Genomic DNA, 21,978 nt, shown 5'->3' with positions numbered 1-21,978 from the left:
CATAAATATGTAAAATAAAACTTCTTCAAATTCGTTATATTACAGATAGACAACCAAATACGAAATAGAATTATTTAGAGTTAGTCGTCTTCACATTACAAAAATCGTAACAATTTGGTTGTTTTACAAAGAAAAGCTCGGGTTTATGCTCGAGCTTTAGTCACTTATAATCAATACGTTAAAGTTTGTTAAATTTTAATACCTCGTGCAATATTATCGACTTTTTTACGTCTAAGCAATTAAGATTCTTCACTTATGTGTTAGTGGAAGTTGATTAATAGCTAGAAAACCCCAAAACTTTATGTTTTGGGGTTTTCGTTTTTTTTAAATAGATAACTAACCCGAGTATACTTATTTTTCGGGTTGACACTTAATCTAGCAGACTACGCGTTAAGGATTGAAATGAAAAGCCCACAGCCCGACAAAGGAGGTGCGAGGACTTGCAATGGAAAGCCTGCCCCGAAGGGTAACGCCCAAATTTTTAAACCAGAAGCCTTTACCATTTTATTATGGCACTTGCCCATGTAAAACCACTACCAAAAGCAGCTAAAACAATGTTATCGCCTTCTTTTATTTTTTCTTCTTCCCAAGCCTCGGTTAGAGCAATTATTACAGACGCAGCTGTTGTATTACCGTATTTTTGAATATTATTAAAGACTCGATCGTCACTTAAACCAAATTTTTTCTGAATAAATTGTGCAATACGTAAATTGGCTTGATGCGGAATTAACATATCAATATCTTCTTTCTGCATATTATTTTTAGCCAAACCTTCCATAATAACCTCACTGAAACGCACTACTGCATTTTTGAAAACGAATTGACCGTCCATGTATGGAAAATACGAGGTATCATCGTTTCCGGCTTCTTTTAGCTCCGGAACCCAATGCGCTATACTTGGGGACTCTACAATAAGTTTATCGGCATATTTACCTTGACTGTGCAGATGTGTAGATAGAATACCTTTATTATTATCTTCCTCACGAGATAATACGCAGGCTCCTGCTCCATCTCCAAAAATTACACTTACTCCACGACCTCGCGTTGTTTTATCGAGTCCATTACTATGATATTCGGCACCAATAACTAGTATGTTTTTATACATACCTGTTTTTATAAATTGATCGGCTACAGAAATAGCATAAACAAAGCCTGAGCATTGATTACGCACATCGAGTGCGCCAATGGTTGGCATGTCTAGCATATCTTGTATTTGTACACCACAACCCGGAAAATAAAAATCGGGACTTAGTGTAGCGAATACTATAAAATCGATATCGTCTTTAGTGAGACCAGAACGCTCTATAGCAATTTTTGCTGCTTTAGCCCCCATAACTGCCGAGGTATCTTCGGTTCCTTCCTTTATCCATCGACGTTCTTGGATACCTGTTCGTTCCTGAATCCAAGCATCATTGGTATCCATTATTTTTGACAAATCGTCGTTTGTCACCACATTTTCAGGCAGGTACTTCCCTAAACCTATTATTTTTGAATTGTACATGTTATTGGCAGATTAGAAAGGCAAAGTACAATAAGTCTGTTAATTCCTCAAATTTCCAATTTATTTTTTTCAATAATTTAAAAGGAGACTGTTTTGACACTTTAAAATTACGAATTATGAATTTCCAAATAAAGCGTGTCACTTTGTCATATTCTTTCAATTGGCATTTTTGTTGACTAATAGCTACACATAACATTTACAATTATAAAACTTAATATATCATGACAAAAGGAAGCATTAATGTATCGGTAGAGAATATCTTTCCGCTTATTAAAAAATTCTTATATAGCGATCACGAAATATTTTTACGTGAGCTTATTAGTAACGGTACCGACGCCACTTTAAAATTAAAACACTTAACAAGTATTGGCGAATCTAAGGCAGAATACGGGAACCCTAAAATTGAGGTTAAAATTGATAAAGAAGGCAAAAAACTTCATATTATCGATCAAGGTTTAGGTATGAGTGCCGAGGAGGTTGAAAAATACATTAACCAAGTGGCTTTTTCTGGAGCTGAAGAGTTTTTAGATAAATATAAAGATTCTGCTAAAGATTCTGGAATTATCGGTCATTTTGGTTTAGGGTTTTACTCTGCTTTTATGGTAGCCGAAAAGGTTGAAATTATCACAAAATCTCACAGAGAAGAAGATCCTGCCGCACATTGGACTTGTGATGGTTCTCCTGAGTTTACTCTTGAAGCATCGGACAAAACAGAGCGTGGAACAGAAATTATTCTTCATATTGCTGAAGATTCAACTGAATTTTTAGAAGAAAACAGAATAAGCGAATTACTATCTAAGTATAACAAGTTTATGCCTGTGCCAATTAAATTTGGAACTAAAGAAATAAACGATCCGGAGTTTACTCCAGCAACAACTAAAGATGAAGACGGTAAAGAAACTACCGAACCTCACAAAAAAATTACAGTTGATAACATTATAAATAACCCTACTCCAGCCTGGACAAAACAACCAGCTGATTTAGAAGAAGAGGATTACAAAAGTTTCTACAGTGAGTTATACCCATCTCAATTTGAAGATCCATTATTCAACATTCACTTAAATGTAGATTATCCGTTCAACTTAACAGGAATTTTATACTTCCCGAAAATGTCGAGCGATAGCATGCAAATGCAGAAGGATAAAATTCAATTGTATCAAAACCAAGTTTACGTTACTGATAATGTAGAAGGTATTGTACCAGAATTTTTAACTATGCTACGCGGTGTTATTGATTCTCCAGATATTCCATTAAACGTATCACGTTCTTACTTACAAGCCGATGGTGCAGTAAAGAAAATCTCGTCTTATATCACTAGAAAAGTAGCCGATAAATTAAAATCACTTTTTAACTCAAATCGTGAAGATTTTGAAGCAAAATGGGCAGATATTAAAATTGTTATTGAATACGGCATGCTTTCTGAAGATAAATTCTTTGAAAAAGCAGATGCCTTTGCATTATACCCAACTGTAGATGGTGTTCACTATACTTACGAAGAATTATTCAATAAAATTAAAGCGAATCAAACTGATAAAGACGGTAAATTAGTAGTGCTTTATGCTTCTAATAAAGATGCGCAACACAGCTATATCGAATCGGCAAAAGCAAAAGGTTACGAAGTTCTATTGTTAGATTCGCCAATTGTATCTCACTTAATACAAAAATTAGAAAGCAGCAAAGAGAACATTACATTTGCGCGTGTAGATGGAGATCATATCAATAATTTAATTAAGAAAGACGAAACAACTATTTCTAAATTAGACGAAGATCAAACAAAAACATTAGATGCTTTATTAAAAGAAGTTATTCCTCAAGAAAAATTCACAGTTCAATTAGAATCTATGGATAGCAGTGAATCTCCATTCACTATTACGCAACCAGAATTTATGCGTAGAATGAAAGAAATGCAAGCTACAGGTGGCGGGGGAATGCAAATGTTTGGTAATATGCCAGAAATGTATAACCTTATTGTTAACACAAATTCCGATTTAGTTAGCGACATTTTAGCAACCGAAGTAAAAGAAACTCAAGAGCGTTTAATTACGCAAAGTTTAGATTTAGCGCGCCTTTCTCAAGGTTTACTAAAAGGTGAAGAATTAACAAACTTTATTAAACGTAGCTACGAAATGATTAAGTAAGCTATATTGTTTTTCGCTTTCGCGGAAACATAACAACACTAAAAGCCACTTTGTTTTCGCAAAGTGGCTTTTTATTTTTAGCATACAGCATTAAAATAGCTCATAACTTCGTTTTCAAACACAATATAATTCTCGTTATATTTGCTACTAAAAAAAATCAGAAAAATGAAAAACACATTCTTAATTGCATTTGCATTAATTCTTTTTACATCTTGTGGAAACGATGACACGAGCAATAACACCTTCAAAGATTACACTGAAGAAAATGATGCTGAAATTTTAGCTTACATTGCAGAAAACGAATTATCGGCACAAAAAACCGATTCTGGTCTTTACTACGTTATAGACAATCAAGGTACAGGAGTGCAACCAACATCATCAGACAATGTAACTGTAGCCTACAAAGGCTATTTTACAAACGGAACTGTTTTCGATGCTAGCGATGAAGACGGGATTTCTTTCAACCTAAACCAAGTAATTCCTGGTTGGACAGAAGGCATCACCTATTTTAACGAAGGTGGCAGCGGCATACTATTAATACCTTCCCACCTAGGTTACGGAAGTTTTAATTATAACGGTATTCCTGCAGGCTCTGTATTAATTTTTGATGTTACCCTTATTTCGGTAAACTAAGCAAAACACATAAAACAAACCTTAACGGCTGTCTAAAACATATTTTAGACAGCCGTTTTTATTTTAAAACATTATATTTCGGCTAACAAAAAATCGCAACAAAACTATAACCACCAACACATTACACTCACAAAATATTAATTGATAAAAAATATTTTAAATTTTCTGTAACAAATTTAAATTTCAAACTACTTATAAAATAACTAACCCACAACTTTGAATAAAGAACTAGAACATAGTTTTGTAGAATTGCTCGAAAAGCATCAGAATATTGCGCACAAAATTTGTCGTTTGTACACCAATAACTATGATGCTCATAACGATCTATTTCAGGAAATAACCATCCAGTTATGGAAGGCATACCCCAAATTTCGGGGTGATGCAAAATTTAGCACATGGATGTATCGCGTAGCGCTAAACACAGCTATTACCATATACCGAAAATCTAAACGTACTATAAACACACAAGATTTTGAAGGTGTAGCATTTAAAATAAAAGCCGAAGATTACGACGATACCGAAGAACAACAATTAAAAGTGCTATACAAGGCCGTGCACCAATTAAACGACATTGAAAAAGCGTTAGTTTTCTTGTATTTAGAAGACAAAGATTATAGAGAAATAAGTACCACATTAGGAATAAGTGAGGTCAATGCCAGAGTGAAAATGAATAGAATTAAAACCAAACTTAAAACCATACTAAATCCGTAACCCTATGGATGAATTAGATATCTTAAAAAAGGATTGGAACACCACCAAACCTGACCATAAAAAACTAACGGTAAATGATATTTACCCGATGTTACATAAAAAATCGTCTTCCATTGTAAAGACGCTTTTTTACATCAGTATAGCCGAACTCGTGTTTTGGATCATAATAAACACCATTCCTTTATTTTGCTCAGACGAATATAATGCAAAACTAGAAGCCATATTCTCGAACGATGTGATACCCATGATTATTTCTATTTTTAGTTACGCCATGATCGTGCTATTTATTTTTTTACTATACAAATCGTACAAATCCATTTCCATAACCGATAGTGCAAAAAAGCTTATGGAAAACATTATAAAAACACGTAAAATAATTAAATACTACGTGCTTTACAACCTTATTATGGCAGGCGGCTCAATCATGGCAGGGTTTTACTTTGCCGTACACAACGACCCTAAAATATCTAGCGATTTAGCAGCTTTTGGAAATAAAAAAATGCTTCTCGTAACCGCTGTTCTACTTCTATTTACATGTTTATTCATGCTCGTTATTTGGTTATTTTACAAACTTATTTATGGCCTGTTATTAAAGCGATTAAATAAAAATTACAACGAAATTAAAAAACTAGAAATCTAAATATTTGGGCGTTACCCAAGGGTCGGGCTTTACGTTACAAATCCTCGCAAGGCCAATTTTCATTGGTCTTGCTGTGGGTTTTTCACTGCAATCCCTAACGCAATGCAAATGTGCTATGTTCAATAACCTCACCAATTTGCATATCATGTAAACTGAGGTTACCTACCCGAACACGAACCAATCGCAACGTAGGAAACCCTACGGCCGAAGTCATTTTTCTAACCTGTCTAAATTTCCCTTCATTTAAAGTAATAGAAACCCAAGATGTTGGTCCATGCCTATCATCTCGAATTTTTTGCTGGGCATCCGGCACTTTTGGACTCGATTCCAACTTAAAAGCCTTACAAGGTTTTGTTTGATATTTTTTACCATCAAAACCAATTTCGACACCAGCACGCAATTTATCAATAGCAGCTTCTGTAATATCACCATCTACTAAGGCATAATATTCCTTTTCAACTTTTTGGCTATTTACAAAATCGCTCATTTTACCATCGGTAGTTAACAACAATAAACCTTCCGATTTTTCATCCAAACGTCCAATAGCCATAATTCCTTTAGGAAAATCAGCCAACTCACCTAAAAACCGTTTACGCTTCTGCTGTGTAGAATTGCTGTAAAACTGACTTAGAAACTTATAAGGTTTATAAATGGCATAGTGCTTATGTTCGCTATTATCTTCAATCATTCTTTACTTCAACTTGTGGTTTCTAAAAAAACTCTTTGTATTGCATCACCCTAAAATCAAACGTATTAAATTCTGGATTACGTTGCTTTAACTGCTTATACAAAGGCATACTCCCAATAGCACGATTTGCAGAACCCGAAGATGACGTTAAAGATACCGTTTTAATTATACGATTTTTATCATCAGGCATTTCAAATTCATGGATTCTAGGAACTTCATTAGAGACTAATTCTAACTTTAAACTATAGTATTTTATATGTTTTCTAAAAAAATATTCAGGCCCATTTTTACTATTTCCACCAGTAAACAACAAAGTGCCAATACTTGGGAATGCTTTTAAATAGCCAATAACATCTCGTAAAATTATGTTTTCCATTCCTAAATCCGATGCATCAACCTTATCCCGCTCACAACTATCTACAATATCACAAACACCAATTTTATGAGAAATTAAAAATTGCTTTCTTTCCAAAATAGCCGCTTCCGAATTATCGAAACGTAAACCTAAACTATAAATTTTATCGAGATACAACCAAAGTGAATTATAATAACTGCCATAACAAAAATCTACATCTTTCTCCAAAAGCTCTCCTGTAGAAAACCTTGGTGGTGGTAATGTGCCCACTATCAACTTTGTAGTATCACTATGAATAAAAGGTTGATATGGATGCTTGTGTTTAAACACGTTTTACTTGATTTTTAGGCTAAAAATGAGTATATTAATTCAATAATACTAAATATATATTTTACATGGGAAAAGGAGATAAAAAAACAAAACGAGGAAAAATAAACAGAGGTACTTTTGGCTCTCGCAGACCACGTATTAAAAAGAAACCATCTATCGAAACTAAAATAGATGTCACCAATAAACCTAAGATTAAATAATCTCTAATCAAGTTGTGCTAGCAGTTTTTCTACTTGAGCCACTGTGCCACGATACAATTTTTGGTTGGTTCTCGTGATATGCTGCGATTCGTTCTTAATATCTTCTAAAATAGTTTTAGCATCTTCCTTTTTATTTCTACTCATTAAGAATTCGGCTAAGATTAAGCGTTCATCATAAAAAGAGTAACGAATATCTATTTGTCTTAAATTATGTTCGGCTAATTCGAAATCACCCAGCTTTTCATGGGCTAAACCACAAATAAATTGGGTTTTAGATTTCTTATATTCCAGCTTATCTTTAATCTTCTCTGCATGCAGAACAGTTTCACTATAATTTTCAGCTAAAAAATAAGTTTCTACCAATTTACTATTTACATAAAAATCATTTTCAGAACCATCTTGTAATGCTCTTAAATAAAGTGGTAAAGCACTTTTGTAATCTTTATTGGCCAAATGAGCATCGGCTAAATTCACCCTATTCTGGTAAGATTCAGAAAACTCCAATTGTTTTTCTAAATCCTTAATTTTCTTAGTTGGGTTTATAATATGTGTTATTTCACTCGTTATTTTCTCGGCATCACGCTTATTATAAACTTGTGTAAGCAAATAGATAACACAGTCAATTACCGGTACAAAAAAGATAAGGAACACCCAATAAAAAGAATTCCCTTTTTTGTACATATGATATATACAATACACTTGAAAAGCAACAATGAGATAGTAATACATTTATATTTTTATCATAAAATTAAGTATTCAAATTTAGTGTTTCTATTTTTGATAATATACCCAAAAAAACCATGTGCTTTTATCTAGTAAAAATTAAATCATTCCCTTTAGATAGCTCTTCACTATACCCATAACCACCATAATTAAAACCTTTCAAATCTTCTATAGTCTGTGCGTTGATATCTATAGCATAACGCGCCATAAGCCCACGCGCTTCTTTGGCATAAAAAGAAATAATTTTATAAGCACCATTTTTAAACTCTTTAAAATTAGCTGTAATTACAGGTACTTTTAAAGCTTTTTTATCTATCGCCTTAAAATACTCATTACTCGCCAAATTTAAAAATAACTCATCGTCTTCCAACTCTTCATTTAAAGCTTTTACAATATCTTTTTTCCAAAATTCGTACAGATTTTTATGTGTACCAATAGGTAACTTCGTCCCCATTTCTAACCGATAAGGCTGTACCAAATCTAACGGTTTTAAAACGCCGTACAATCCAGAAAGTATACGCACTGTATTTTGCATGTTATCTAGTTTTTCTTTGGGTAGATTGTAAGCGTCCAAACCACGATATACATCACCATTAAAAGCATACACCGCCGGACGCGCATTCTCTGCTGTAAAAGGCAATTCCCATTCTTGGTTGCGCTCATAATTTAATTGGCCAAGATTTGCAGAGATACTCATAAGCTCAGATAAACTTTTGGCCGATTTCTTTTTAAGCACTTTATTTAGGCGGTCGGCTTGTTTTAAAAACTGACCTTCTGTATGTTTTTGCGTTGGCAATGCTGTTTCAAGATCCAACGATTTTGCTGGTGATATTACTAATTTCATGTCTATGTTTTTGAACCCTTTTCGGGTATATTTTTATTATTTATTAAAGCATCTAATTTACAATATTTCTTTAAGTTTTTCTTAAACCAAGGAGACTTCGCCATCTATAAAGTTAAAATTATAATCACCTTTAATTATAAAATCTGCAGTATGCGCCGCTTCTGAGGTTGGATGCCAAGTTTTAACGGTTTTATCTAATAAAATAAACAAGCCCTCGTGATTTCCTAATGCACAAAACCTATTAAAATTTCCATGAAAAATATCAATCGGTTTTAAAGTATAAATTGTTTTAAAAAGCTTAGAAATTTTGGCTGTAACCAATGCAATTTCGCTTATTGAAATAACACTTTTTGACGAAAACACCTCCGAAGATTCTATCCTTAAATCTTGTCTAGATATAAATTCTACAATATTTTTATCAGCATCATAAAAGTAAATAGCTTTAGCATGCCAACTTTTTAAATTGGAAATTTCATTTTCATGATCAGGCAAAATAGCAACACGCTTTTGTAACCAACTTAAAGCCTCTTCTATTTTATTTAAAGGAATATTAAAAGCAAAATGAGCAGGTTTTGTATCGCTCTTAAATCGAAAACTTAAAAGACTACTTCCTGTTTTAAATGTTATTTTTTTTTCAGAATTATAAACTAAATCGAACTCCAAAACATTTTGATAAAAGTGCTTTTGCTTTTTTATTTGATTGGTAAACAATGTTATTTCCTGAATTTTCATAATTCAAAGATAATCGAGTATTCTATTATTTCACAGCAAACAAAAATGATAAAATCTATCTCAAAATAACAAAATACTATTAAAAAACACAAACATCATAATTAAAAACTATACTTACAGATTGTATGCGGTTTTGTCTTTTACCGAGTTCAATAAAAATGAACTATGTATTGTAGAAATACCTTCAACAGTTGATAATTTTTCGTTTATAAATTCATGAAACTCAGTAATATCTTCAACTACAACTTTTAGCAAATAATCGAAATTACCAGAAACCCGATGGCATTCCATAATTTCCGGTAATATAAGCATGGCGTTATTAAAATTATCGGCCAGGGACTTTTGGTGTTTTGATAAAGTAACTTGGCAAAATGCAATAAGCGACTTCCCTATTTTTTCTCTATCCAACAAAGCGACGTAAGATTTCACGACCTCTTGTTGCTCTAGTTTTTTAATTCTTTCGTAAGTTGGTGTAACACTCAAGCCTACTTTACTCGCTATTTCCTTAGTATTTTGTTTTGCATTTTCTTGAAGTTGCATCAAAATACGTCTATCAATATCATCCATACTAGATTATTTTTCTACTTGTTAAACTCAAAACCTCTAAAATAGTTATTTTAAACTGTTATTTAAGTTTTTAAAGTTTAATTATCTAATATTTTATATTTAATAATAAAAACGAATTATAAATAATAATTTTACAGAACGTAACCAATCATTTTTTTTAATATTTAACACTAATAATGAGCACAAATCCAGACAATATAATAGATTCACTTTTAACACAACTTATTAAGGACAGAGAAAAAGTATTGGGATATCCAGTAGCTAAAGATTTTGACTATTCACCTTTAAACGAATTTTTAAAATACCCAATTAATAATGTAGGTGATCCATTTGAAGAAAACACATATAAGGTACAAACTCATGAGATGGAATGTGAAGTTGTAGAGTTTTTTGCAGAACTTTTTAGAGCAGATCCTAAAAATCATTGGGGATATGTTACCAACGGCGGATCGGAAAGTAACTTATACGGTTTATATCTTGCAAGAGAATTATACCCTAAAGCGATGGTGTATTTTTCTGAATCTACCCACTACAGCGTAAAGAAAAACATCCATTTATTAAATATACCAAGTATTACCATTAGATCGCAAGAAAATGGAGAAATCGATTATGACGATCTTGAAAATACCTTGCAGTTTAATCGCCATAAACCAGCCATTATACTAACCACTTTTGGCACCACGATGACGGAAGCGAAAGATGATGTTTCTAAAGTAAAAAAAATATTAAAAAAATTAGCTATTCAAGATCATTACATACATTGCGATGCAGCATTATCGGGATCTTATGGAGCCTTTATAGAGCCCCGAATACCTTTCGACTTTAAGGATGGCGCAGATAGCATCTCTATAAGTGGCCACAAATTTATTGGTTCTCCTTTTCCTTCTGGCGTTATAATTACTAAGCGTTCTTTACGCGATAGAATTGCTCGAGGTATATCGTACATTGGCTCTCTAGACACAACCATTACAGGTTCAAGAAACGGCCATAGCCCACTATTTTTATGGTACGCCATCAAAAAAATGGGGATTGAAGGTTTAGCAAAACGGTATCACCATAGTTTAGAAACCGCGGAATACTGCAAAAATGAACTTATAAAACAAGGTCTAAAAGCTTGGACCAATCCAGGTTCTATTACTGTCGCTTTTCCAAAAGTATCAGATACCATAAAAGCTAAATGGCAACTGGCCACCGATGATGATATCACGCATATAATATGTATGCCAAACGTAACTAAAAATCAAATTGACGAATTTATTGAAGATATTGTTTTAGAAAAAAACTCAAAAGAAGAAGTTGCTGTGTTTTAAAAAAAATTGATAACTTCGTTTAATAGGCTTTCTAAACATATAGAAAACCTATTTCCGTTAATTAACTGAAACGAAATCGATGAGAAAATACGTTATCCTTTTAGCTGTAATCTTACTACAATTACCTTTTGTTGGCTGTAAAGACGATTCAGGTATCTGTCTCTTAGGCATTACAAGTTTAAAATTAACAAATGCAGCTTATTTGGAACCTCTAGATAACACCCAAGCTACTGTGGAGAGTTTTGAATACAGAGCTATACTAGAGTTTCCAGAACCTGACACGAAACCAAATCCAAATGGAAAACCAAATGCATGTGTTTTATCTTTTGATAAATTACACACTCCTGTTTCCGATTTTTCAATAACTTCTAATGTAAAATTATTTAACACAGCTCCAGGTGAACCTATAGACTTAGAAAACTTCAATATATATCAATGTAACTTATTACTCTCTGGAAATTATACAGAAAGAGATGATATGATGAATACTAGATACTCCATTAAAAATTGGATAAATCTACTAAACGCAGGAAGTGAAGACAAAAACTTCTTTAAACCTTTTAGAAAGTCTTACATAGAATTTGCCGATAAAAACGAAAGAGTTGAAGTTGAAGGCATGACGCTTAAATTCTCTATTACACTTGATGATGGAACACAGTTTACAGCAGAAACAAGGCCTGTAAATTTAGGCTAGTTGATACACCTCATTAATACTCTCTTTATTATATAGAAGCGTCCTAGCTAAAAAATTAACGCTCACTAATTTGTTGTTTCGCTTATTAATCGTAATATTGCAATGAAACAATTAAGTAAAATGGGATTAGCTAAAACAGAAATATTTACAGACTCACAAAACGAGATTGCCTTATTTGCTAAAGCATTTGGACATCCGGCACGTGTAGCTATTTTAGAATATTTATTCAGAACAAACACTTGCGTTTGCGGCGATTTGGTAAATGAAATAGGTTTAGCACAACCCACCATTTCTCAACATTTAAAAGAACTTAAACTTTTAGGTTTAATTAAAGGAAATGTTGAAGGCACAAGCGTTTGCTATTGTATCGATTCGGAAAATTGGACAAAAATGAAAGCCGTAATGAATACTTTCCTAAATCAAGATTTACCTAAAACAGATTGTTGTTAACCACAATTGAAAATATTAATACAAAACTTTTGAATTATGAAACTATCAGAAATTAAAAACGAGTTAAGACGATTGAGTAAAATTGCTTTTAAATTACCCAACGGCGAATTGGTACCAAATCATTTTCACGTAACGGAAGTTGGAAAAATAACAAAACACTTTATAGATTGCGGAGGAACGGAAAGAAACGAAACTGTTGTAAATTTTCAGCTTTGGAATGCAAATGATTACGACCATAGGTTACACCCAGAAAAACTATTAAACATTATTGAGCTTTCCGAAAAAACCCTAAATATTGCAGATTTAGAAATTGAAGTAGAATACCAAGCAGAAACCATTGGTAAATTTGGCTTAGATTTCGACGGTACTAACTTTGTATTAACAACTAAGCAAACCGATTGTTTAGCTAAAGATCAATGTGGTATTCCTGCCGAAAAACCAAAACTACAATTCTCAGATATTCAAACAGGCAATTCTTGCGCACCAGGAAGTGGTTGTTGCTAATCTTTAAAACAAACAAAAATTATGACAGTATACAATGATATAGATAGAGTAATTTCAACTTTAAGTGTTGAAACCATACCAGATTCGCGAAAAAAAGAGCTAAAACCTCTTGTTGATTTTATTCAACTCAAAGTAAACATTAAACAAGATATTCGAATTAATTTTATTTGCACACACAACTCTAGACGCAGTCATTTGTCGCAAACTTGGGCACAAACCATGGCACATTATTTCAACGTTAAAAATGTATTTTGTTATTCCGGAGGAACAGAAGCCACAGCACTTTTTCCTATGATTGCTGAAACTTTAAAAAAATCTGGGTTCAAAATAAATAAAATAGCCGAAACGAATAACCCCATTTATAGTATAAAGTATTCCGACAACTCACATCCTGTTATTGGGTTTTCTAAAAAGTTAGATAGCGATTTTAATCCAAAAGCGCTATTTGCAGCGGTAATGACGTGCTCTCAAGCCGATAATGGTTGTCCGTTTATTGCTGGTGCTGAAAAACGAATTCCTATAACTTTTGAAGACCCTAAAGCTTTTGATAATACTCCGCAACAAGCAGAAAAATATGAAGAGCGCAGTTTACAAATTGCCACCGAATTATTTTATGTATTTTCTCAAATAGTATCATAGACCATGAAATCTACTAAAAAACTAAGTTTTCTAGATAAAAATCTAACCCTATGGATTTTTGTTGCCATGGCTATTGGTGTCAGTATAGGTTATTTTGTCCCTACTTTCCCAAATGTTATAAATAGCATGAGCAGTGGCACAACAAATATACCTATTGCTATTGGTTTAATTTTAATGATGTATCCACCACTTGCAAAAGTAAATTACAAGTTATTACCAATGGTTTTCAAAAACACAAAACTATTGTCTATATCCTTGTTATTAAACTGGATTATTGGCCCTGTTTTAATGTTTATTTTAGCTATAACATTTCTACACGATTATCCGGAATACATGGTTGGCCTTATTTTAATTGGCCTTGCAAGATGTATAGCCATGGTTTTAGTATGGAACGATCTTGCCGACGGAAGCAGTGAGTACGGAGCAGGCTTAGTTGCCTTAAACAGTATTTTTCAAGTATTTGCATACAGCTTTTATGCTTGGCTTTTTATAACAGTTCTTCCTCCCTATTTTGGTTTTGAAGGTGCCATTGTAGATATTTCTATTGCAACCATTGCAGAAAGTGTTGCCATATACTTAGGACTTCCATTTCTATTAGGTATTTTAAGTCGATTAATTTTAGTGAAATTAAAAGGAGAACATTGGTATACAAACACTTTTATTCCAACTGTTTCACCGCTAACCTTAATCGCCCTATTATTTACTATTGTTGTTATGTTTTCTCTAAAAGGCGAGCTTATTGTAGAGATACCACTGGATGTTTTAATTATTGCAGTGCCATTACTTATCTACTTTACAGTTATGTTTATTATTGGCTTTTTTGTAACCAAAGCAACAGGAACCACTTACGATAAAACAGCAGCAGTTGCCTTTACTGCAGCTGGAAATAATTTTGAACTTGCCATAGCTGTTGCCATTGCCGTTTTCGGTTTAAACTCAGGCCAAGCATTTACTGGAGTTATTGGTCCGTTAGTAGAAGTTCCAGCATTAATACTATTAGTTCGCGTTTCTTTTTGGTTGAAGAAAAAGTACTACGATAAAGTCCCTGCATAGTGTTTTCAGAATAGTTAAAAAAAATATAATTCAACATAGAAAAAAGGTAATCAATCGTGTATTGGTTACCTTTATTTAATATAACTATTTACATGCTTTTTAAAATTTTAATTACTTTTATTTAAAAGAGTAATTCATCTATTTTAGAAGCTACACAAACATAAAAACTATGAAAAACAAAAAAGCAATCATCACTGGTGGAAGCCGTGGATTAGGTAAAGCAACAGCAATTGCATTTGCAAAAGAAGGCATAGATGTCGCTATTACAGGTAGAAATGAAGCTGTTTTAAAAGAAACTGTTGCCGAGCTAGAAACCTATGGTGTTAAAGCCATATACTCTGTTTTTGATGTTGGAAATTACGAAGAAGTAAAAACCGCCATTAGAACAATTATTGACACCCTTGGCACAGTAGATATTTTAGTCAATAATGCAGGAATTGCCGCTTTCGGAACGTTTAACGATATGGAAGTAAGCCAATGGAGTCAAATTATGCAAACCAATGTAATGGGTATGTATTACGTAACCAAAGAGGTTTTACCATACTTAATCGATAAAAATGAAGGCGATATTATTAATGTATCATCCACTGCTGGTTTAAGCGGAAACGCAAGTACATCGGCATATTCAGCTTCAAAATTTGCTGTAATTGGTATGTCGGAATCTTTAATGAAAGAGGTACGAAAAAATAATATTCGTGTTTGCACATTAACACCGAGCACCATAGCCTCCGACATGTCTATAGATTTAGGTATTGCCACTAAAGATTCTGAAGACAGCGTTCTACAACCAGAAGATTTTGCAGAATTAATTGTTGCTGGCTTAAAACTACCAAGGCGCGCTATGCTTAAAGGTGCTGCTTTATGGTCTACAAATCCATAGATAAAAGATACATATATAGCGGAATTTTCAGTTGAAATTTCCGCTTTTTTTTACATCAAATCTTAAAAACTCATACATTGGAAAAAGTAATTATAGCGCAAATAAGTGTGCAAGCAACAAAAACGGAAGCTTTTTTAAAATTAGCGAAAACTATGGTAGCCCAAAGTAATGCTGAGGCTGGCTGCTTACAATACCGCTTACTAAACGAAGTGGATAACGAAACAGAATTCCTATTTCATGAAAAATACGTGAATGCAGAAGCTATTGAAATCCATAATGCATCCGAGCATTTTTTAGATTTCGTAAAAAACATCACGCCACTTTTAGCCAAAGAACCCATTATTGAAGTTTTTTAAACTGAAAATATGATAAAATAAAAGCTTGACTTTGTAATAAATTTCGGCTAACTTAGTATCATCAAATTAGAGCCTTTTTAGGCTCTTTTCTTTTAAAAAATAACAAACATATAACACGTAATTACTATGGCTTTCTTCATTAATAATAAAGAGTTTGAAAATCAAGAAGAATTTATAAGATACGGACGTGGTTGTGCTACAAAAATCCCGACTCCAATTGATATTTTGCGAGTTGATGAAGAAATTACAGCCAACAAAACGAGGCGTCAATTATTTTCTGACTTAACCATTGAAGTACGTTTTCATCATATTACTTATGGTTCTCGTGGCTTGATAACAAAAACTCAAAGAGAACAACAGATTGAGCTTTTAAATAAGGCTTATGCTAATGCTGCCTTAACATTTACATACTCTGAACAAGACGTAAAGTTTATTGATAATGTAAACTGGTATAATATGGGCCACGGATCGGCTAGTGAGCGACAAGCCAAAACATCCCTTGGTGCAGATCCGCACGAATACCTCAATTTTTATACCGGCGGTTTAGTTTCAGGCTTATTAGGTTGGGCGACATTTCCGTTCGATTTGGCTGGAGACCCCGTTTTAGATGGTGTTGTTATGCTTGATGAATCTTTACCAGGAGGAACCGCTGCTCCATACAATTTAGGGATGACGGCTGTACACGAGGTTGGCCATTGGCTAGGCTTATACCACACCTTTCAAGGAGGTTGTGATGGCATTGGCGATCATGTAAACGATACACCTGCACACAGTAGTCCAAACTACGGAAAACCTGAAGATGGCCAACCGCATAATGCATGTAGCCAAGACGACTATGCTCCTATCCATAACTATATGAATTATGTGGATGATGATTGGATGGACGAGTTGACCTTAGCCCAAGAAACTCGAATTAAAGAACAAATAATGATGTATAGAACGGGATTACTTAACTCTGCAAATGTGTAAACACTGAGTTGGAGCTAAACCCTAGCGGATAATGCGTTAGGGATTGATGCGGCATCCTTTTTACAAAAACAAAAAAGCCTAGACTATGGTTGGTCTAGGCTTTTTTTATTATGTGGTTACTCCAAAAGTGTATCTATACTTTGTAAAAAGATATAGCGGAAAGCCCGACCCTTGTGGTAACGCAAAAAAATTATATTTCTTGATGTTTAGAATAGGTTTTCCATTTTTCGATACATTGCTGCATATCATCTGGAATTTCAGTATCAAACCTCATGAACTCTCCGGTTCTAGGGTGCACAAAACCTAATGTTTTTGCATGTAATGCTTGTCTTGGTAACACTTTAAAACAATTATCTACAAATTGTTTGTATTTTGTAAAAGTGGTTCCTTTTAGTACTTTTTCGCCACCATAACGCTCATCATTAAACAAGGTATGCCCTATATGTTTCATATGCACACGTATTTGGTGTGTACGTCCTGTTTCTAGTTTGCAAGACACCAACGTTACATAACCTAAACGTTCTAAAACACTATAATGCGTTACGGCTGGTTTACCTTTATCCTCATCGTCACCAAAGAAAACGGTGTTCTGTAAACGGTTTTTAGGATGGCGACCAATGTTGCCTTCCACGGTTCCGTTTTCGTCTTTTACATTACCCCAAACAATAGCAACGTACTCGCGCTCACTGGTTTTATTGGCAAATTGAAGTGATAAATGCGCCATAGCTTCTTCGGTTTTGGCAACTACCAAAAGCCCACTTGTATCTTTATCAATACGATGTACCAAACCGGGACGTTCACTGGAGTTATTTGGTAAATTATCGAACCTATGTATTAATGCATTTATTAAAGTCCCCGAGTAATTGCCGTGACCTGGGTGCACAACCATACCTGGAGCTTTATTAACAACTAATAAATCGTCATCTTCATAAACCACATCAATATCAATATCTTCTCCTACCAACAAATTCTCGAATGGTGGGTGCGCAAAAAGCACACGAATAGCATCGAAAGGTTTTACCTTATAATTCGATTTTACAGGTTCATCATTAACATAAATACTACCGTTTTTTGCTGCCGCCTGAATTTTATTTCTAGTCGCATTCTCAACAAAATTCATTAAATACTTATCGATTCTAAGAGGTGTTTGCCCTTTATCTACGGTAAATGAATGGTGCTCGTAAAGATTATCTTCGTCGGGTAATTGGGGTGTGTATGCGTCCATAATTAAGGTCTGTTGCCGTTACCTAAAACCAAATCGATAACCGAAGTTTTTTCTAACTTATCGCTAGGCTCGAGGGTTTTGCCTTTGTAACTCATTCGTAAAACCATATCTTCAGCAATATTGTCTTCGTAAGTTAGTTTTCCAACTTTAAAACCTAAGGCTTCTAAAGTTGGTTTGGCTTGGCGGTATGTGCGTTCTTTTAAATCTGGAACCTCTATTTTACGGTATCCCGATGGGTTTAATGTTAAATATATTTTTCTATTCTCTTTTACTTGTGTTCCCGATTGTGGCTCTTGCTCAATTACCGAAAACTTAGGATAGTTCGGGTTGAAGTTTGCAGAATCTTGAATTTGCATCACTAAATTATTCTCACTCAACTCAATTTCGGCCACATTAATAGACTTTCCTTTTAAATCAGGTACGGTTTCAAATTCACCATGGTTTGTAGATACGTTTAACCATTTCAACATAATGAAACAAAGTACCGCAATTGCAACGATAGCTAATGCTAATTGCTTAAAAAAAGTTTTGCTAACAAGGAATTTAATAATGCTCATGTATAATTTTTATGATTAGGCAAAGATATAAAAACAGAACTGTTTTTTCTTTTGCAATTTATATGATATTTTAGCTTTACTAATAATAACTATCAATAATTACGTTTTATTATTGGTTTTAGACGGAATAAAGATTTTTTCGCTTTCGCGGAAAGCATAAACACATACAAATGAAAAAAAATATTGCCATTATTATGGGAGGCTACTCTAGCGAGTATAAAATTTCTTTAACCAGCGGAAATGTGGTTTTTGAATCTCTAGACAGCACAAAATATAACGCCTTTAGAATTCATATATTTAAAGATAAATGGGTTTATGTAGATACTAATAATGAAGAATTTCCTGTTGATAAAAATGATTTTTCGATAACCGTAAACGGAAGTAAAACAACCTTCGATTGCGTATTTAATGCCATACATGGCTCACCCGGAGAAGATGGTTTAATGCAAGGTTATTTTGAGTTGCTAAATATGCCGCAAACCAGTTGCAATATGTACCAAGCAGGCGTTACATTTAATAAACGTGATTGTTTAAGCGTACTAAAACCTTACGGAATTAAAACTGCAGAATCTTATTTTGTGAATAAAGGAGACATTATAAATGAAGATGATATTATAGCAAAAGTAGGTTTACCTTGCTTTGTAAAAGCCAATAAGGCTGGTAGTAGTTTTGGTGTTTCTAAAGCCCATACTAAAGCCGATTTACAGCCATCAATCGATACTGCTTTTAAAGAGGATGATGAAATTATTATAGAATCTTTTTTAGATGGCACGGAAGTATCTGTTGGCGTAATTACATACAAGGGCGAAATAAAAGTATTGCCGATTACGGAAATTGTAAGCGAAAATGATTTTTTTGATTATGAAGCAAAGTATTTAGGAAAATCTCAAGAAATAACGCCTGCCAGACTAACAAAAGAGCAAGAAAACCAAGTAAATGCGCTTGCAAAAAAGGTTTATCAGGTTTTAAAGATGAAAGGTTTTAGCCGTAGCGAGTATATTTTTAAAGATGGTGAACCCCATTTATTAGAAATGAATACCATTCCGGGCTTAACACGAGAAAGTATTTTGCCACAACAAGCAGCAGCAGCAGGAATTAGTTTAAGTGATTTGTTTGATAGCGCAATTGAAGAAGCTTTAAAATAACAATCAATATTATTGGGCTTTTAGCACCACATAAACTAAAAGTCCAATTACAACTTGAATTTTAGATTTGTATCTTTACTAACCGATAAACATTTCCTAAATTTCTTAGGAATAAAACCAACTTAATGAAACGAGCTATTTTTCCAGGATCATTCGATCCGATAACATTAGGGCATTACGATATTATAAAACGTGGGGTTACACTTTTTGATGAAATTATTGTGGCCATTGGTGTTAATGCCGACAAAAAATATATGTTTACTTTAGAAGAAAGAAAAGCATTTATTGAAAATACTTTTGCTGACGAACCTAAGGTAAAAGTAGTGACTTATGAAGGGCTTACAGTTCATTTCTGTGAACAAATTGGTGTTGAGTTTATTTTACGTGGACTTAGAAACCCAGCCGATTTTGAATTTGAAAAAGCTATTGCACATACCAACAGAGATCTCGCTGCTATAGAAACTGTTTTTCTATTAACAGCAGCAAAAACATCGTACATAGCGTCTTCAATAGTGCGGGATGTTATTAGAAACAATGGTGATTACACCAAATTAGTTCCCGATACCGTACGTATTAAATAACACCTTATAAACCTCCGTTTTCTTTGAAATTTCGAATTTATTGTATTTTAATATGTCTCACACTCACGTCTTGTAAAGACCATAACACAGCAACTATTATCACAGATTTTTGTTCAAATATACATCGTGACGATAGTTTTACACTATCTACAGCCCTTGAAGATGTAGCACCTTTAATGGCCAATAAAACGGGTGTTTATGTTTTAGAAGATGGGAGTGGCTCTATGGTAGCCAGAGCATGGCTAACTGAGTATGCCGAAAAAACCATAGATATACAATACTTTATATTCTCTACAGATAATATTGGCCTTATTGCTTGTGACTATTTGGTACGTGCTGCAGACCGTGGCGTAAAAGTGCGCATTTTAGTAGACGATATTATGGTCGATGCAGATATTGAAGATATTTTAACCTTCAATTCTCACGAGAACATTTCGGTTAGAATTTATAATCCAGGAATTAATTTAGGTAAAAACATTTTTCAGAAAATAGAAAAACTATCCACCGATTTTAAAGGTGCTAACCAACGTATGCATAACAAAACCTTTATAGTGGACAACAAAGTTGTTATTACAGGAGGTAGAAACATAGCCAATGAATATTTTGATTACGATCACGAATACAATTTTAGAGATCGAGATATTCTCTTATTAGGAAAAGAGACTAAAAATGTAAAATCGTCTTTTGAAATGTTTTGGGATAGTGAACTAAGCCAAGACGTAACCGAAGTGATTAAAAGTGATATTGAAAAATTATACTCAGAAACCACTTTTGATAAGCTTCATGCGTATGCTTGTAATCCTGAGAACTTTTGGCCGCAAGTACGAAAACGTATTGAAAATCTACCAGAAACATTTAACGAGATTAAAAGTTCTAACGATTTTGTTTGGCTAGACAACGTGCATTTTATTTCCGATTTACCAGGTAAAAACGATGATGCTTACAACTTATCTGCCGGAGGACGTTCCACTGACGCCTTAATAGATTTAGTAAAAAAAGCAGAAACCTCTATAGATATTCAAACACCGTATTTAATCACTTCCGATCTTAGTCGGAATTTGTTTAAAAAAGCCGTAGACCGTGGTGTTAGCATTCGTATTCTAACCAATAGCCTCGCCTCTACCGATAATGTTGAAGCTTTTAGTAGTTACCAAACCGATCGTGAAAAATTACTTGAAACAGGCGTTCGTATTTTTGAGTTTCGTCCAGATGCAGAAGAACGGTCGAACATAATGACTGGGGAATTACAAGAAAAACTAGACTACAAACCAACCTTCGGGCTCCATGCTAAGTCTATGGTTATTGACAATAAAACCACGGTTATTGGCACCTTTAACTTAGACCCGAGAAGTGCGAATTTAAACACAGAATGTATTGTAGTTGTAGATTCTAAAAAAATATCTGAAGGTGTTTTAAAAGGTATAGAAATCGAATTTAAACCCGAAAACTCATGGGAAACTACTTTAGATTTTAACCCTGATTCCGAAGTTAGTAACTACAAGCGCTTAAAAACTTGGACAAGAAAGATTCTTCCAAAGGCTATTTTATAAGTG

General features: G+C 33.7%; 26 protein-coding genes. 17 read left to right on the top strand and 9 right to left on the bottom strand.

From position 1 onward, the window contains the following. Nucleotides 1-496: 496 nt before the first annotated feature. Entirely contained in the window at nucleotides 497-1,501 is a 1,005-nt protein-coding gene (locus tag ACJJV4_RS04295; protein WP_405292235.1) for a 3-oxoacyl-ACP synthase III family protein, read from the bottom strand. Between the two features lie 221 nt (nucleotides 1,502-1,722). On the opposite strand from ACJJV4_RS04295, the gene htpG reads away from it, so the two are divergent. From htpG to ACJJV4_RS04275, 4 genes are all read left to right on the top strand, one after another. Then, complete coding sequence (gene htpG, locus ACJJV4_RS04290; RefSeq protein WP_405292234.1) at nucleotides 1,723-3,639, top strand: molecular chaperone HtpG; 1,917 nt, start codon at nucleotides 1,723-1,725, stop codon at nucleotides 3,637-3,639. Nucleotides 3,640-3,804: 165 nt separating this feature from the next. Further along, nucleotides 3,805-4,272, top strand: coding sequence for an FKBP-type peptidyl-prolyl cis-trans isomerase (locus ACJJV4_RS04285; protein ID WP_405292233.1), 468 nt, complete (start codon nucleotides 3,805-3,807; stop codon nucleotides 4,270-4,272). 216 nt (nucleotides 4,273-4,488) lie between these two features. Further along, nucleotides 4,489-4,983: an RNA polymerase sigma factor gene (locus ACJJV4_RS04280; protein WP_405292232.1), complete on the top strand. Its 495-nt coding sequence runs from the start codon at nucleotides 4,489-4,491 to the stop codon at nucleotides 4,981-4,983. Between the two features lie 4 nt (nucleotides 4,984-4,987). Beyond that, a complete protein-coding gene (locus tag ACJJV4_RS04275; protein WP_405292231.1) occupies nucleotides 4,988-5,623 on the top strand; it encodes a hypothetical protein in 636 nt (211 codons plus the stop codon). 94 nt (nucleotides 5,624-5,717) lie between these two features. Here the strand turns inward: ACJJV4_RS04275 and ACJJV4_RS04270 are convergent, their stop codons facing one another. Together ACJJV4_RS04270 and ACJJV4_RS04265 are read right to left on the bottom strand one after the other, a co-directional pair. Continuing rightward, nucleotides 5,718-6,311: a pseudouridine synthase gene (locus ACJJV4_RS04270; protein ID WP_405292230.1), complete on the bottom strand. Its 594-nt coding sequence runs from the start codon at nucleotides 6,309-6,311 to the stop codon at nucleotides 5,718-5,720. A 22-nt stretch (nucleotides 6,312-6,333) separates the two neighbouring features. Further along, nucleotides 6,334-6,996 (bottom strand): uracil-DNA glycosylase family protein, encoded by a 663-nt coding sequence (locus ACJJV4_RS04265; protein WP_405292229.1) that lies wholly within the window; start codon nucleotides 6,994-6,996, stop codon nucleotides 6,334-6,336. A gap of 65 nt (nucleotides 6,997-7,061) precedes the next feature. On the opposite strand from ACJJV4_RS04265, the gene ACJJV4_RS04260 reads away from it, so the two are divergent. Further along, nucleotides 7,062-7,196 carry a 30S ribosomal protein THX gene (locus tag ACJJV4_RS04260; RefSeq protein WP_405292228.1) on the top strand — a complete coding sequence of 45 codons (135 nt, stop codon included), beginning with the start codon at nucleotides 7,062-7,064 and terminating at the stop codon, nucleotides 7,194-7,196. 3 nt (nucleotides 7,197-7,199) lie between these two features. On the opposite strand, the gene ACJJV4_RS04255 is transcribed toward ACJJV4_RS04260, so the two are convergent. The 4 genes from ACJJV4_RS04255 to ACJJV4_RS04240 form a co-directional block, all read right to left on the bottom strand. Continuing rightward, a complete protein-coding gene (locus ACJJV4_RS04255; RefSeq protein ID WP_405292227.1) occupies nucleotides 7,200-7,802 on the bottom strand; it encodes a hypothetical protein in 603 nt (200 codons plus the stop codon). 202 nt (nucleotides 7,803-8,004) lie between these two features. After that, nucleotides 8,005-8,763 carry a peroxide stress protein YaaA gene (gene yaaA / locus ACJJV4_RS04250; protein ID WP_405292226.1) on the bottom strand — a complete coding sequence of 253 codons (759 nt, stop codon included), beginning with the start codon at nucleotides 8,761-8,763 and terminating at the stop codon, nucleotides 8,005-8,007. An 81-nt stretch (nucleotides 8,764-8,844) separates the two neighbouring features. Continuing rightward, nucleotides 8,845-9,495 carry a VOC family protein gene (locus ACJJV4_RS04245; RefSeq protein ID WP_405292225.1) on the bottom strand — a complete coding sequence of 217 codons (651 nt, stop codon included), beginning with the start codon at nucleotides 9,493-9,495 and terminating at the stop codon, nucleotides 8,845-8,847. A 114-nt stretch (nucleotides 9,496-9,609) separates the two neighbouring features. Further along, nucleotides 9,610-10,062, bottom strand: a complete 453-nt coding sequence (locus ACJJV4_RS04240; RefSeq protein WP_405292224.1) for an Lrp/AsnC family transcriptional regulator — start codon at nucleotides 10,060-10,062, stop codon at nucleotides 9,610-9,612. Between the two features lie 176 nt (nucleotides 10,063-10,238). On the opposite strand from ACJJV4_RS04240, the gene ACJJV4_RS04235 reads away from it, so the two are divergent. The 9 genes from ACJJV4_RS04235 (at nucleotide 10,239) to ACJJV4_RS04195 (ending at nucleotide 16,917) form a co-directional block, all read left to right on the top strand. Next, the gene (locus tag ACJJV4_RS04235) at nucleotides 10,239-11,372 is read left to right on the top strand and encodes a histidine decarboxylase (RefSeq protein ID WP_405292223.1); all 1,134 of its coding nucleotides are present in this window, start codon (nucleotides 10,239-10,241) and stop codon (nucleotides 11,370-11,372) included. Between the two features lie 79 nt (nucleotides 11,373-11,451). Beyond that, on the top strand, nucleotides 11,452-12,066 hold the full coding sequence (locus tag ACJJV4_RS04230) for a hypothetical protein (protein ID WP_405292222.1): 615 nt from the start codon (nucleotides 11,452-11,454) through the stop codon (nucleotides 12,064-12,066). A gap of 120 nt (nucleotides 12,067-12,186) precedes the next feature. Next, nucleotides 12,187-12,516 carry an ArsR/SmtB family transcription factor gene (locus ACJJV4_RS04225; protein WP_405292291.1) on the top strand — a complete coding sequence of 110 codons (330 nt, stop codon included), beginning with the start codon at nucleotides 12,187-12,189 and terminating at the stop codon, nucleotides 12,514-12,516. A gap of 36 nt (nucleotides 12,517-12,552) precedes the next feature. Then, entirely contained in the window at nucleotides 12,553-13,020 is a 468-nt protein-coding gene (locus tag ACJJV4_RS04220) for a DUF6428 family protein (RefSeq protein ID WP_405292221.1), read from the top strand. 21 nt (nucleotides 13,021-13,041) lie between these two features. Continuing rightward, a complete protein-coding gene (locus tag ACJJV4_RS04215; protein WP_405292220.1) occupies nucleotides 13,042-13,659 on the top strand; it encodes a low molecular weight phosphatase family protein in 618 nt (205 codons plus the stop codon). 3 nt (nucleotides 13,660-13,662) lie between these two features. After that, nucleotides 13,663-14,712, top strand: a complete 1,050-nt coding sequence (gene arsB / locus ACJJV4_RS04210) for an ACR3 family arsenite efflux transporter (protein ID WP_405292219.1) — start codon at nucleotides 13,663-13,665, stop codon at nucleotides 14,710-14,712. Nucleotides 14,713-14,872: 160 nt separating this feature from the next. Next, nucleotides 14,873-15,592, top strand: a complete 720-nt coding sequence (locus tag ACJJV4_RS04205) for a 3-ketoacyl-ACP reductase (protein WP_405292290.1) — start codon at nucleotides 14,873-14,875, stop codon at nucleotides 15,590-15,592. A 77-nt stretch (nucleotides 15,593-15,669) separates the two neighbouring features. Further along, nucleotides 15,670-15,948 carry a putative quinol monooxygenase gene (locus ACJJV4_RS04200; protein ID WP_405292218.1) on the top strand — a complete coding sequence of 93 codons (279 nt, stop codon included), beginning with the start codon at nucleotides 15,670-15,672 and terminating at the stop codon, nucleotides 15,946-15,948. A 126-nt stretch (nucleotides 15,949-16,074) separates the two neighbouring features. Then, a complete protein-coding gene (locus ACJJV4_RS04195) occupies nucleotides 16,075-16,917 on the top strand; it encodes a zinc metalloprotease (protein ID WP_405292217.1) in 843 nt (280 codons plus the stop codon). A 190-nt stretch (nucleotides 16,918-17,107) separates the two neighbouring features. On the opposite strand, the gene ACJJV4_RS04190 is transcribed toward ACJJV4_RS04195, so the two are convergent. Then, nucleotides 17,108-18,142: an RluA family pseudouridine synthase gene (locus tag ACJJV4_RS04190; RefSeq protein ID WP_405292216.1), complete on the bottom strand. Its 1,035-nt coding sequence runs from the start codon at nucleotides 18,140-18,142 to the stop codon at nucleotides 17,108-17,110. A 2-nt stretch (nucleotides 18,143-18,144) separates the two neighbouring features. Continuing rightward, on the bottom strand, nucleotides 18,145-18,699 hold the full coding sequence (locus tag ACJJV4_RS04185; protein WP_405292215.1) for a PASTA domain-containing protein: 555 nt from the start codon (nucleotides 18,697-18,699) through the stop codon (nucleotides 18,145-18,147). Between the two features lie 170 nt (nucleotides 18,700-18,869). On the opposite strand from ACJJV4_RS04185, the gene ACJJV4_RS04180 reads away from it, so the two are divergent. The 3 genes from ACJJV4_RS04180 to ACJJV4_RS04170 all read left to right on the top strand — a co-directional run bounded on the left by ACJJV4_RS04180 (nucleotide 18,870) and on the right by ACJJV4_RS04170 (nucleotide 21,975). Next, the gene (locus ACJJV4_RS04180; protein WP_405292214.1) at nucleotides 18,870-19,844 is read left to right on the top strand and encodes a D-alanine--D-alanine ligase; all 975 of its coding nucleotides are present in this window, start codon (nucleotides 18,870-18,872) and stop codon (nucleotides 19,842-19,844) included. Between the two features lie 125 nt (nucleotides 19,845-19,969). Then, nucleotides 19,970-20,425 (top strand): pantetheine-phosphate adenylyltransferase, encoded by a 456-nt coding sequence (coaD, locus tag ACJJV4_RS04175; RefSeq protein ID WP_405292213.1) that lies wholly within the window; start codon nucleotides 19,970-19,972, stop codon nucleotides 20,423-20,425. Nucleotides 20,426-20,448: 23 nt separating this feature from the next. Next, nucleotides 20,449-21,975 (top strand): phospholipase D family protein, encoded by a 1,527-nt coding sequence (locus ACJJV4_RS04170; RefSeq protein WP_405292212.1) that lies wholly within the window; start codon nucleotides 20,449-20,451, stop codon nucleotides 21,973-21,975. Nucleotides 21,976-21,978 lie beyond the last annotated feature (3 nt).

Origin of the sequence: Algibacter sp. Ld11, from assembly GCF_045066735.1 — a bacterium.
GTDB lineage: Bacteria > Bacteroidota > Bacteroidia > Flavobacteriales > Flavobacteriaceae > Algibacter.
Note: the sequence above shows the minus strand (reverse complement) of the source record. Positions and strands in the feature narration are given on the sequence as shown.

Excerpts from the sequence above, each read along its gene's own strand:
- ACJJV4_RS04295 (WP_405292235.1), bottom strand. The coding sequence starts at position 1,501 with ATGTACAATTCAAAAATAATAGGTTTAGGGAAGTACCTGCCTGAAAAT.
- htpG (WP_405292234.1), top strand. The coding sequence starts at position 1,723 with ATGACAAAAGGAAGCATTAATGTATCGGTAGAGAATATCTTTCCGCTT.
- ACJJV4_RS04285 (WP_405292233.1), top strand. The coding sequence starts at position 3,805 with ATGAAAAACACATTCTTAATTGCATTTGCATTAATTCTTTTTACATCT.
- ACJJV4_RS04275 (WP_405292231.1), top strand. The coding sequence starts at position 4,988 with ATGGATGAATTAGATATCTTAAAAAAGGATTGGAACACCACCAAACCT.
- ACJJV4_RS04270 (WP_405292230.1), bottom strand. The coding sequence starts at position 6,311 with ATGATTGAAGATAATAGCGAACATAAGCACTATGCCATTTATAAACCT.
- ACJJV4_RS04260 (WP_405292228.1), top strand. The coding sequence starts at position 7,062 with ATGGGAAAAGGAGATAAAAAAACAAAACGAGGAAAAATAAACAGAGGT.
- yaaA (WP_405292226.1), bottom strand. The coding sequence starts at position 8,763 with ATGAAATTAGTAATATCACCAGCAAAATCGTTGGATCTTGAAACAGCA.
- ACJJV4_RS04245 (WP_405292225.1), bottom strand. The coding sequence starts at position 9,495 with ATGAAAATTCAGGAAATAACATTGTTTACCAATCAAATAAAAAAGCAA.
- ACJJV4_RS04240 (WP_405292224.1), bottom strand. The coding sequence starts at position 10,062 with ATGGATGATATTGATAGACGTATTTTGATGCAACTTCAAGAAAATGCA.
- ACJJV4_RS04235 (WP_405292223.1), top strand. The coding sequence starts at position 10,239 with ATGAGCACAAATCCAGACAATATAATAGATTCACTTTTAACACAACTT.
- ACJJV4_RS04230 (WP_405292222.1), top strand. The coding sequence starts at position 11,452 with ATGAGAAAATACGTTATCCTTTTAGCTGTAATCTTACTACAATTACCT.
- ACJJV4_RS04225 (WP_405292291.1), top strand. The coding sequence starts at position 12,187 with ATGGGATTAGCTAAAACAGAAATATTTACAGACTCACAAAACGAGATT.
- ACJJV4_RS04220 (WP_405292221.1), top strand. The coding sequence starts at position 12,553 with ATGAAACTATCAGAAATTAAAAACGAGTTAAGACGATTGAGTAAAATT.
- ACJJV4_RS04215 (WP_405292220.1), top strand. The coding sequence starts at position 13,042 with ATGACAGTATACAATGATATAGATAGAGTAATTTCAACTTTAAGTGTT.
- arsB (WP_405292219.1), top strand. The coding sequence starts at position 13,663 with ATGAAATCTACTAAAAAACTAAGTTTTCTAGATAAAAATCTAACCCTA.
- ACJJV4_RS04195 (WP_405292217.1), top strand. The coding sequence starts at position 16,075 with ATGGCTTTCTTCATTAATAATAAAGAGTTTGAAAATCAAGAAGAATTT.
- ACJJV4_RS04190 (WP_405292216.1), bottom strand. The coding sequence starts at position 18,142 with ATGGACGCATACACACCCCAATTACCCGACGAAGATAATCTTTACGAG.
- ACJJV4_RS04185 (WP_405292215.1), bottom strand. The coding sequence starts at position 18,699 with ATGAGCATTATTAAATTCCTTGTTAGCAAAACTTTTTTTAAGCAATTA.
- ACJJV4_RS04180 (WP_405292214.1), top strand. The coding sequence starts at position 18,870 with ATGAAAAAAAATATTGCCATTATTATGGGAGGCTACTCTAGCGAGTAT.
- coaD (WP_405292213.1), top strand. The coding sequence starts at position 19,970 with ATGAAACGAGCTATTTTTCCAGGATCATTCGATCCGATAACATTAGGG.